At 67.1% G+C, this 10296-nt stretch carries 9 protein-coding genes; 5 read left to right on the top strand and 4 right to left on the bottom strand.

What is annotated here, in order from left to right; all coding sequences use genetic code 11:
- The coding region (locus ACE3S9_RS08710) for a CarD family transcriptional regulator (RefSeq protein WP_374546053.1) at nucleotides 1–642 on the top strand (642 nt) is incomplete at its 5' end.
- Nucleotides 643–786: 144 nt separating this feature from the next.
- On the opposite strand, the gene secB is transcribed toward ACE3S9_RS08710, so the two are convergent.
- Nucleotides 787–1263, bottom strand: a complete 477-nt coding sequence (gene secB, locus ACE3S9_RS08705; RefSeq protein WP_374546052.1) for a protein-export chaperone SecB — start codon at nucleotides 1261–1263, stop codon at nucleotides 787–789.
- 272 nt (nucleotides 1264–1535) lie between these two features.
- On the opposite strand from secB, the gene ACE3S9_RS08700 reads away from it, so the two are divergent.
- The 4 genes from ACE3S9_RS08700 to ACE3S9_RS08685 all read left to right on the top strand — a co-directional run bounded on the left by ACE3S9_RS08700 (nucleotide 1536) and on the right by ACE3S9_RS08685 (nucleotide 5095).
- Nucleotides 1536–2183 carry a Tim44/TimA family putative adaptor protein gene (locus tag ACE3S9_RS08700; RefSeq protein WP_374546051.1) on the top strand — a complete coding sequence of 216 codons (648 nt, stop codon included), beginning with the start codon at nucleotides 1536–1538 and terminating at the stop codon, nucleotides 2181–2183.
- 20 nt (nucleotides 2184–2203) lie between these two features.
- Complete coding sequence (locus tag ACE3S9_RS08695) at nucleotides 2204–3358, top strand: murein transglycosylase A (protein ID WP_374546050.1); 1155 nt, start codon at nucleotides 2204–2206, stop codon at nucleotides 3356–3358.
- 207 nt (nucleotides 3359–3565) lie between these two features.
- Nucleotides 3566–3991, top strand: coding sequence for a Smr/MutS family protein (locus ACE3S9_RS08690; protein WP_374546049.1), 426 nt, complete (start codon nucleotides 3566–3568; stop codon nucleotides 3989–3991).
- A 75-nt stretch (nucleotides 3992–4066) separates the two neighbouring features.
- Complete coding sequence (locus ACE3S9_RS08685; protein WP_374546048.1) at nucleotides 4067–5095, top strand: adenosine kinase; 1029 nt, start codon at nucleotides 4067–4069, stop codon at nucleotides 5093–5095.
- A gap of 60 nt (nucleotides 5096–5155) precedes the next feature.
- Here the strand turns inward: ACE3S9_RS08685 and purH are convergent, their stop codons facing one another.
- The 3 genes from purH to ACE3S9_RS08670 form a co-directional block, all read right to left on the bottom strand.
- Entirely contained in the window at nucleotides 5156–6745 is a 1590-nt protein-coding gene (purH, locus tag ACE3S9_RS08680; protein ID WP_374546047.1) for a bifunctional phosphoribosylaminoimidazolecarboxamide formyltransferase/IMP cyclohydrolase, read from the bottom strand.
- A gap of 162 nt (nucleotides 6746–6907) precedes the next feature.
- Nucleotides 6908–8644, bottom strand: a complete 1737-nt coding sequence (locus ACE3S9_RS08675) for a heparinase II/III family protein (protein ID WP_374546046.1) — start codon at nucleotides 8642–8644, stop codon at nucleotides 6908–6910.
- 108 nt (nucleotides 8645–8752) lie between these two features.
- Nucleotides 8753–10162 carry an RsmB/NOP family class I SAM-dependent RNA methyltransferase gene (locus ACE3S9_RS08670; RefSeq protein ID WP_374546045.1) on the bottom strand — a complete coding sequence of 470 codons (1410 nt, stop codon included), beginning with the start codon at nucleotides 10160–10162 and terminating at the stop codon, nucleotides 8753–8755.
- Nucleotides 10163–10296 lie beyond the last annotated feature (134 nt).

Here is a 10296-nt window from a genome sequence, read left to right as displayed (position 1 = left end):
AATGCCGCTTCGCCCGCCCCTCGTTCCACCGATCCGAGCAAAGTTGCCGTGTCCACGACGAAATCCACCGGCAAGGTCCTCGGGGCCAAGACCACCTTCAAGACCAATGAATTCATCGTTTATCCGGCGCATGGCGTCGGTCAGATCGTCGCGGTCGAAGAGCAGGAGGTCGCCGGCTTCAAGCTCGAGCTCTATGTGATTTTCTTCGTCAAGGACAAGATGACGCTGAAGGTTCCGACCCCCAAGGTCGCCGCCGTCGGCATGCGGAAGCTCGCCGAGGCCGATGTCGTCCGCAAGGCGCTCGACACGCTGACCGGCCGCGCGCGCATCAAGCGCACCATGTGGTCGCGCCGCGCACAGGAATATGAGGCCAAGATCAATTCGGGCGATCTCGTCGCGATCGCCGAAGTGGTGCGCGACCTCTATCGTTCCGACGTGCAGCCCGAGCAATCCTATTCCGAGCGCCAGCTTTACGAGGCCGCGCTCGACCGTATGGCGCGCGAAATCGCGGCCGTCCAGAAGCTCGCCGACGCGGAATCGCTGAAGTTGATCGAAAGCCAGCTTTCGAAGAGCCCGCGCCGCGCGACCAAGGGCGAGGACGTCGCCGCCATTGAGGAAAACGACGTCGACGAAGCGGCCTGACCGCGCGCCTCAACGCCATCGACTCCATCAAAACCCCGCCGGCCCGGCGGGGTTTTTCTTTGTGTGTGGCCTGCCCGATAAAAAACGGGCGCTTCTTTCGAAGCGCCCATTCGTCGATATCGCTTGTCGCGCCGAAGCGGCGGTTCAGGAAAACTGCGGCGCCTGTCCGGCCTGCGCCTGCTGCAGACGCTGGGCGTAGAGCGCGGCGAAATCGATCGGATCGAGATAGAGCGGCGGGAAGCCGCCATTGCGCACGGAATCGGCGACGATCTGGCGGGCGAAGGGGAACAGCAGGCGCGGGCATTCGATCATGACGACCGGGTGCGTCTGCTCGTTCGGGATGTTGATCAGCCGGAACACGCCTGAATAAGTCAGTTCGAACTTGAACAGGAGATTGGCGTCCTCGCCGGCCGAGCCCTCAAGCAGGAGTTCGACCTCGAAATCCTGGTCCGCCAGCTGCTTGGCGTTGACATTGACCTGGATATTGATGTTCGGGCTTTTGTCCTGCGGGCCGAGCGAGCGCGGCGCATTCGGATTTTCGAAGGAAAGGTCTTTGCAATATTGAACCAGGCAGTTCAACGCCGGGGCGGCGCTGGCCTGCCCGCCATTGGTATCGGTCATGAATGTCTCCCGCAAAAGCTCGGAATGACGGGTCCAGACCGCCATTTCTCCGTCTGGTTTGGCTGCGATCGCGCCGAACGCCCGGTCCAGGCGCGACGTGTCAATCCGGCAGGACAAACCCGCCGCCCGTTAGCACGAAACATCCGGGCAAAACAAGGTCCGCGTGGCGGACGCGCCGCGCCGGCGCGCTTGCTGGCGCGTTCCGCCAATGCTACCCATCGGGAAGAATGATCCGCCGCGCGAGCGCGCTCCGCTGTCCCTAGAGGCCCCAAATGCAATTGGATCCGGCCACAGTCATTTTCGCCTTTCTGGCGATTTTCGTCCTGTGGAAGCTTCGTTCCGTGCTCGGCGAACGCACGGGCTATGAACAGCCGCCGCGCCAGGGCGTCGCGCCGGGTTCGGCGCCGCCCGAATCCGCGCCGGCCCAGCCGGATCTGCGCTGGAAGGAATTCGCCGAACAGGGCGGCCCCGTCTGGTCGGGCTTGGACGATGTCGCGCGCGCGCAGCCCAATTTCGACCCGCGCGCCTTTCTCGATGGCGCGCGCGAAGCCTATAAAATGGTCGTTCACGCCTTTTCGAGCGGCGACGAGGCGACTTTGCGCTCCCTGACCAGCGACGATGTGTTCGGCAGCTTCAAGGCCGCTCTGGCCGAGCGCGCCGCCAAGGGCGAGACGCTCGACACCAGTTTCGTCGGCTTCAAGGACGTCAAGATCGTCGACGCCAGCGCTGATCGCGTCGGCGCCCGGATTTCCGTCCGTTTCGACGGCGAGTTCATCACCTCGACCCGAGACGGCAATGGCGCATTGGTCGAAGGCGACCCCGCCAAACCCTCGGATGTCATCGACGTCTGGACCTTCGGCCGACGGCATGATGCAACCGGTCCCAACTGGACGCTGCTGGCCACCTCGCCGAACCAATGAGGGCGCTGGCGCCGCTTATCATGCTGCGGATGGCGTTGGCGGGACTCCTCGCCACCCCGGCTTTTGCCCCCGTTTGGGCGCAGGCGCAGCGCCCCCATCTGACGCCCGTCGGCATCGCCGATCTGCCGGGCTTTACCGACGACCGCCTCGACGAGGCGCTCAAGGCTTTCATCAAGACTTGCGACAAGGCGGCACAAAGTTCGTTGCCTGTCGACGGCTTCGATCGTGCGGCGCAGGCCCGGGTCTGCGCCGCCGCGCGCCGGGGCGAGGGGGCCGCAAACCCCCGCGCTTTTTTCACGCGGCGTTTTCGGGCTTTTCTCGTCTCCGGCGACCAGGCCGGCGACGCCTTTTTCACCGGTTATTATCAGCCCGAAATTCCCGGATCGCTGGTTCGCAGCAGGGAATTCCCGACCCCGGTCTATGGCCTGCCGCCCGACGTCGTGACGCTTTCGAGCGCGCAAAGAATCGGCGCCCTCGCCGACCTCACCGCGGCGCGAAAAGGCGCCAATGGCGCGCTAACGCCTTTTCCGGATCGGGCCGCCATCGAGGATGGCGCGCTGGACAAGGCGCCCGGCGTCAAGACGCTGGTTTACCTGCGCGACAATGTCGATCTCTTTCTGGCCCAGGTGCAGGGCTCGGCGCGCGTTCGCCTCCCGGACGGCCGCATCCTCCATCTCAGCTTCGCCGGCCGCAACGGGCAGCCCTATACCGCTTTAGCGAAGGTGCTGGTCCAGCGCGGCGTCGCCACGCCGGCGGAAATGACTATGCGTCGCCTGACGGACTGGATCAGGCGCAACGGGCTGGCGCGCGGCCAGGCCGGTGACGAACTGCTGCGGCTCAACCGCTCCTTCGTCTTTTTCGAGGCGCGTTTCGACGCCCAGCCGGATCGGCAGCCTCAGGGCGGGAGCGGCGCGCCGCTGACCCCCTATCGCTCGGTCGCCATCGATTCCCGGATCTGGCCCTACGGGCTGCCCTTTTTCATCGATGCGCAAATGCCCTGGCGCGGCCCCGAGCCGACGCCGTTCCAGCGTGTCGTGATTGCGCAGGACACCGGTTCCGCTATCGTAGGGCCGGCGCGCGCCGACATCTATTTCGGCCTCGGCGACGTCGTCGGCGAGCGAGCGTCCGAAATTCGGCACCATGGCAGGTTCTATGTGCTCTTGCCGCTGGACTGACCCCGAAAAGCGACGCGCGAGGCGCGGATGAAGGGCGGCGGCGATATCAGGCGCCCCCTGCGTCTTCGGCTGCTCTCGCGCGAGGAATTGGCGTTGTGGCGCCACGCCACCGCGGATGTCGACAAGCGCGACAGGAAAAAACGTCGGGATCACGAACCTTCCGCGCCGTCAGCGGCCGCAGACGCGCCCGAACCTTCCGTCGAGAAGATGCCGTCCCTCGCGCGCCTTGCGCCGCAACCGGAGATCGAGCCGCCGAAACCGAAACCGGCCAGCCTCGCGCCGCTGGCGCCGATCGAGCGCCGGCTCAAGCGCCGTCTGTCCTCGGGTAAAGCCCAGGTTGACGACGTCCTCGACCTACATGGCCTGACCCAGGCCCAGGCGCATCGCGCCTTGAACGGCTTCCTCTGGCGTTCGGCCGAAAATGGCGCGAAACTGGTGCTGGTCATCACTGGCAAGGGCGGCCCGCCCTCCGACGATCACGTTCACGCCGCCGAGCGCGGCGTGTTGCGACGCAACGCCCCGCATTGGCTGCGGGCGCCGGAACTGCGCGCCATCGTGCTCTCGGTCGAGGAGGCGACGCGGACCCATGGCGGCGCGGGCGCGCTTTATGTGCGCTTGCGACGGCGGATTTAAGACTGACGATAGAACGAACTTGACCCCGGGCCGGCGCGCGGGCAAGAGGCGCGAAATCCATTTGAAAGGGCCGCTATGTCCACCCATCGATTTGACGTTCTTGGTCTCGGCAACGCCATTGTCGACGTCATCGCGCCGGTTGACGAGGAGTTTCTCGTCAAGGCGAAGCTCCGCAAGGGCGCGATGCAACTGGTCGACGAGGCGCAAGCGCAATGGCTTTACGATGCGATGGGCGCGACCACCATCACATCCGGCGGCTCGGCGGCGAACACCATTGCGGGCCTGTCGAGCTTCGGCGGCCTGGGCGCCTTTGTCGGCAAGGTCGCTTCCGACGAGGCCGGCCGCGCCTTCGCCCATGACATCCGCTCGGTCGGCGTGCATTTCGCCACACCGCCGGCCGAAGGCGGCCCCTCGACGGCGCGCTGCCTCGTTCTGGTGACGCCGGACGGCCAGCGCACTATGAACACCTTTCTCGGCGCCTGCCAGAACCTGACCTGCGCCGATCTTGACGCCGCCGATCTCGCCGCGGCGAAGATCCTCTATCTCGAAGGCTATTTGTGGGACCCGCCGGCGGCCAAGGAAGCCTTTGTCGAGGCCTCCCGGATTGCGCATGAAGCGCGACGCGAGGTCGCGCTGACGCTGTCGGACGTGTTCTGTGTCGACCGCCATCAGAAGGAGTTCCTCGGCCTGATGCGCGACGGGATCGTCGATATTCTGTTCGCCAATGAATCCGAGCTTCACGCGCTCTACGAGACGGCGGATTTCGACACCGCTGTCGCGGCCTTGCGGCAGGAAAACGTGCTGGCGGCTGTGACGCGGTCCGAAAAGGGCGCCGTCGTCATCAAGGGCGCCGAGACCTGGGAGGTTCCGGCCGCGCCGATCGACACGCTGGTCGACACCACCGGGGCGGGCGATTTGTTCGCGGCGGGATTCCTGGCCGCCTATACGCGCGGCGAGGCGCTCGACGCCTGCGCGCGGCTCGGGGCGTTGGCCGCGAGCGAAATCATCCAGCATTTCGGCGCGCGCCCGGAGGTCAATCTCGCGCAGCTTGCCGGACAGAGCCTTTATTTGCGCGGCCGAGGCGTGACGCCGCAAGGCGTGTAATTCATTCCGTTTCACGAAGAAAATCGGCGGGGTTCCCGGGAACGCCGCCGATTTTTCGTTTCAATGCCGGAAGTGGCGGAAGCCTGTCAGCACCATGGCGAGGCCAGCCTCGTCGGCGGCCTTGATCACCTCATCGTCGCGCATCGAGCCGCCGGGCTGGATGACGGCGGTGGCGCCCGCCTCGGCCGCCGCGAGCAGGCCGTCGGCGAAGGGGAAGAAGGCGTCGGAGGCGACCACCGATCCCTTGGCCCAGCTTTCCGCGGAGCCTGCCGCCTTGGCGGCTTCGGCGGCTTTCCAGGCGGCGATGCGCGAGGAATCGACGCGGCTCATCTGGCCCGCGCCGACGCCGACCGTCGCGCCGTGCTTGGCGTAGACAATGGCGTTGGACTTGACGTGTTTGGCGACGCGGAAGGCGAATTTGAGATCGGCCAGCTCCTGCGGCGTCGGGGCGCGTTTGGTCACCACTTTCAGCGGCATGTCGTCGACCACCGCATTGTCGCGCGACTGAAACAGCAGGCCGCCGGAGACCGAGCGCACGGCGAGGCCGGGCGCGCGCGGGTCCGGCAACCCGCCGGTGAGCAGCAGGCGCAGGTTCTTCTTGGCTGCGACCAGAGCGATCGCCTCTTCGTCGGCGTCAGGCGCGATGATGACTTCGGTGAAAATCTTGACGATTTCGGCCGCCGCCTCGGCGTCGAGCTTGCGGTTGAGCGCGACAATGCCGCCGAAGGCCGAGACGGGATCGCAAGCCTGGGCGCGCAAATAGGCGTCCTTCAGCGTCGCGCCCTCGGCGACGCCGCAAGGATTGGCGTGTTTGATGATCGCGACCGCCGCCGTGCGCGCGGGGTCGAATTCCGCCGCCAATTCGAAGGCGGCGTCGGTGTCGTTGACATTGTTATAGGAGAGCTGCTTGCCCTGAACCTGCCGCGCGGTGGAAACGCCCAGCCGGTTCTCGCCGGTCAGATAGAAGCCGGCTTTTTGATGCGGGTTTTCGCCATAACGCATCGGCTCGGACAATTTGCCGCCGACGGCGCGATAATCCGGGGCCTCGACGCCGATCGCCTGCGCCAGCCAGTTGGAAATGGCGGCGTCATAGGCGGCGGTGCGGGCATAGGCCTTTTGCGCCAGTTTCTTGCGCAAGGCGAGATCGGCGCCGCCGCCCTGCGCGTCCATCGCGTCCAGCACCGCCTGGTAATCGGCGACATCAACCACCACGGCGACGTCTTCATGGTTCTTGGCGGCGGCGCGGATCATGGCCGGGCCGCCGATGTCGATGTTTTCGATGGTCTCGTCCCAGCCGGCGCCCTTCGCGACAGTCGCCTCGAACGGATAGAGATTGACGACCAAAAGGTCGATCGGCTCGATGCCGTGAGCGAGCATGGCGGCTTCGTGCTCGGGGTTTTCGCGGATCGCCAGCAAGCCGCCATGGACCTTGGGATGCAGGGTCTTGACGCGGCCGTCCATCATTTCGGGAAAGCCGGTGACGTCGGCGACATCGAGCACCGGAACGCCGGCGTCGGCGATCGCCTTGCGGGTGCCGCCGGTCGAAATCAGCGCGACCCCGCGCTGGGCGAGCGCGCGGGCGAAATCGACCAGACCGGTCTTGTCGGAAACGGAAAGCAGCGCACGTTTGATGGCGCGTTTGTCTGACATGGGCTTACTCATCTGTGGCGCCGACGGCGGCGGGGCCGCGCGCCGGGAAAGCGGCGGCAAAGGCTCGGGCCGCGCTTAGCATGTTTCCGGGGGAACGAAAATGCGTCCCGCGCCGCGAAAGCGAAGGAAATTATACCAGCGGCCCCGAAAGGGGCCATGATATTACGCGCGCGGCGTCGGCGGGAAGGAATCCGAGCGCTGGACCGCGAAGGACCAGTCGATCTCGGCGATATCGGCGGAGGCGCCATAGACCACGATCTGCTCGCAGGCGCGCGGCCCCTCCGGCGCGGCGAGGAAAATGCTTTCCTCGATGGCGAGCGGCAGGCCGCCGGCCTCGAACACCAGCCGCGCGCCGCCCGGCGTTTCGAGCAGCACGCCGGCGCCGTCCCAGATCTGGGTCAGCGTGGTCGCGGGGTGGATGTGGAAACGGACGGCGTAATTGGCGTTGGGCGCATTGGCGCCGCCCGCCCGGATCAGGCAATCGCGACCCTGCAGCCGTCCGCCGTCGCCTTGCAGAAACCAGCGCCTTTCATGGATCAGCCCGAAGCGGCGGGCATAGCCGTCATGCGACGACAGAACCATCGATCCCTGCGCATTATCCTCGCGCATGGTCGGGACATGGCGCGGTCCGGCAAGGATTTCATTGCCGAGCCAGCGCGGCGCGCCGATCTGGGCGGCGAACAGGCAGGAGGAGGCGTCGTCGAGCGTCAGGGTGGAATGCGCGGCGGTCAGACGCGCGGTTTCGCGAAGATCTTCCCGCTGCGGCCCGGGGCTGCCGCAATTGACCACGATCCGGTCCGGGCCGTGCGAGAATTCGAACGACAGGCAGCCGGCATGGGCGCGCCGCGAACTGGAGGCGGGCGGCGGGCGCCCGGCGTCGAGAATGACGACGGACTCGCCGGCTTCGAGCCGCTGATAGCCGGAATAGCGCGCATTGAAGACCGGCTGGCCATGCTCGTGCTCATAGGAGAGCGCGATCGCTATGCCGTCGGGCGCGGTGACGCCCATGCCGTTGAACAAAGCGAGCGCGCCGTCGGGGTGCCGGAACAGGCGCAGCGCCGGGCTCATCCGGTCGATGGCCTTGAGCAATTCGCGCGGCGGCGAAAGGCCGCGCGCCGCAAAGGCCTGACGCAGCGGCAGCAGATCGAACAGAAGATCGAGCAAGGCCTGCGGATTGCGGCCGATTGCGCCGCCATCCGGCAGGATCTGCCGCGTCAATTGATCGTTCAGGACCGCGACGGCGCGCTTCAGCAGGGGGACGCCGCCCTGGACGCAGAGCGCATAGGCGGTCATGGCGACGGCGCTGGCCAATTGGGTCTCGCCGGGGAGGCTGTCGCCGCACTGGCGGCGCAGCAGCCAATAGCCCCGCGCGAGCACGCGCAGGAAGCGCCGATAGTCCTGATGCTCGACGCCTTCCAGCAGCATCGGCGACTGGCTCAGCCAGGACAGGGTGCGGCGGGCGGCGACCGCGGGCTCCCAGGCGGGATGGGTGGAGGGCTTGCCGTGCAGCGCCAGGAATTCCTTGACCAGCGATCGCGCATTGGCGCGCGCCAGCGCCGTATCCGCCGCCCTCATATGGCGGAGCCAGCCGAAGCCGCACAATTTGCGCGCCCATTCCCGCGAAGGCGGCGGCAAAGTGAAGGGCGACTGGCCGTGGGCGTTCACGATCTTGCCGGCGAAGGCGAAATAGCCGGCGTAGATGTCGGCGGCGGCGGTCGGATCGCCGGTGCGGATGTCCTGCGGCGCGATGAGCAGGCGCTCGGGCGGGTGGCGGCGCCATTCCTCGATCGCCGCCAGCGGAATTTTCACGGCGGCGCGCAATTTCGAGGCGCCGCGGGCGATGACGAGGCGGAGCAGGATGAGACGTTCGGCGAGAGGCGGGGCGCGCGAAATCGTCAAGGGCGGTCCACACTCCCATGCGACGGACCCATGCGGCGGGGTCCGGACGCCGGCTCGGCCTTGCCGCCGGCTTGGCGCCGACATTCGCCGATCATGGTTAATGAACGGCTAAGACAGACGTTTCAGACGTGCGATGAAGAAACCGTCGAGGCCGCGCTGGCGCGGATCGTCATGCGGGAACAGGAAGGGCAGCAGGCGGAGATCGCCATCGGCGTTCGCGGCCTCGGCCGGCAGGCCTAAGGCGGCCGGATCGATCGGCTCGCGCGCGGCGTCCGGATCGCGCCGCAGCAGCGCGGCGATCTGCGCCTCGCCTTCCTCGGGCTCCAGCGAACAGACGCAATAGACCAGCACGCCGCCCGGCTTGAGCAGGCTGAAGGCGCGGTCGAGGATTTTGGCCTGTATGGCGGCGAGAGCGGCGATATCGCCGGGCTTTTTCGTCCACAGCACGTCGGGCGAGCGCCGCGCGGTGCCGGTCGCCGAACAGGGGGCGTCGACCAATATGGCGTCGAACGGCTCGGCCTTGAAGGCGGCGGCGTCGCCTACCGCTATGGTGGCTTCGAGCTTGAGCCGGGCGAGATTGGCGGACAGCGATTTCAGCCGTTCGGCGGAGCGGTCGAGCGCGATGACGCGCGCCCCGGCGGCGGCGAGCTGGGCGGTCTTGCCGCCGGGCGCGGCGCAGAGATCGAGCACGCGCTGGCCGGGCTTAACGCCGAGAATGCGGGCGGGCAGAGCCGCCGCCGCGTCCTGCACCCACCACGCGCCCTCGCCATAGCCCGGCAGTTCGGGGATCGGGGCATGGCTGTCGAGCCGGATCGAGCCGGTCGGCAGCAACCGGCCGCCGAGCCGTTCCGCCCAGCTTTCGGCATCCGCCTTGACGGTCAGGTCGAGCGTCGGCTCGTCGCCGAAGGCCGCCGCGATTCGCTGCGCGCGCTCCTCGCCATAGATCCGGCGCCAGCGGGCGGAGAGCCAATGCGGAATATCGTCTTCGAGCGGATCGGACTGGGCGAGGAATTCATCGCGCCGGCGAATCAGATTGCGCAGCACGCCATTGACCAGATTGGCGAAGGGCGCGCTGCGCGCGTCGAGCCGCGCCGCGCGCACGGCGAGATCGACCGCGGCGTGATCCGGGATGTCGAGAAACAGGACTTGCGCCGCGCCGGCGATCAGATCCCATTCCAGCGCGCCGCACGTGCGCGGCAGGCCCTTTTCGACCAATTGGCTCAGCGCCAGCCGGATCGTCCCGAGGCGGCGGAGCGCGACGGTCACGATCGACCGCGCCAGTCCGCGGTCGCGCTCGTCGAGGCCGACGAGGCGCGAGGGCGCGGCCTCGGCTGAAAATTTTTCGTCGAGCGTATGGCCGCCCTGCACGATGTCGGAGAGAATCGCGGCGGCGGCGACGCGCGTGGCGAGGCCGGGATGAGCGAGCGCGTCATTGCGCGCCAGTTCCGGGCTCTGACGCCGCGCTGTCGCCTTGCCTTTGCCCGAGCGGCCGAAACCTTTACCGAAATTGCTGTTCATTCGCCCCGGGACCAGGTCGGAGTTGCGCGCAGGACGCTTTCGATTATGAATCGGCCTGACCGATGTTTACCATAGCGGCGCGCGCAGAGAAATCGCGCTGCGGCGCTGTTCCGGCGCATCGACGCGAGGATTTG

Origin of the sequence: Rhodoblastus sp. (assembly GCF_041915505.1) — a bacterium.
In the GTDB taxonomy this organism is placed as follows: domain Bacteria; phylum Pseudomonadota; class Alphaproteobacteria; order Rhizobiales; family Beijerinckiaceae; genus Rhodoblastus.
The sequence above is the reverse complement of the archived record's forward strand: the minus strand, read 5'-3'. Positions and strand labels throughout refer to the sequence as shown.

Excerpts from the sequence above, each read along its gene's own strand:
- secB (WP_374546052.1), bottom strand. The coding sequence starts at position 1,263 with ATGACCGATACCAATGGCGGGCAGGCCAGCGCCGCCCCGGCGTTGAAC.
- ACE3S9_RS08700 (WP_374546051.1), top strand. The coding sequence starts at position 1,536 with ATGCAATTGGATCCGGCCACAGTCATTTTCGCCTTTCTGGCGATTTTC.
- ACE3S9_RS08695 (WP_374546050.1), top strand. The coding sequence starts at position 2,204 with ATGCTGCGGATGGCGTTGGCGGGACTCCTCGCCACCCCGGCTTTTGCC.
- ACE3S9_RS08690 (WP_374546049.1), top strand. The coding sequence starts at position 3,566 with ATGCCGTCCCTCGCGCGCCTTGCGCCGCAACCGGAGATCGAGCCGCCG.
- ACE3S9_RS08685 (WP_374546048.1), top strand. The coding sequence starts at position 4,067 with ATGTCCACCCATCGATTTGACGTTCTTGGTCTCGGCAACGCCATTGTC.
- purH (WP_374546047.1), bottom strand. The coding sequence starts at position 6,745 with ATGTCAGACAAACGCGCCATCAAACGTGCGCTGCTTTCCGTTTCCGAC.
- ACE3S9_RS08670 (WP_374546045.1), bottom strand. The coding sequence starts at position 10,162 with ATGAACAGCAATTTCGGTAAAGGTTTCGGCCGCTCGGGCAAAGGCAAG.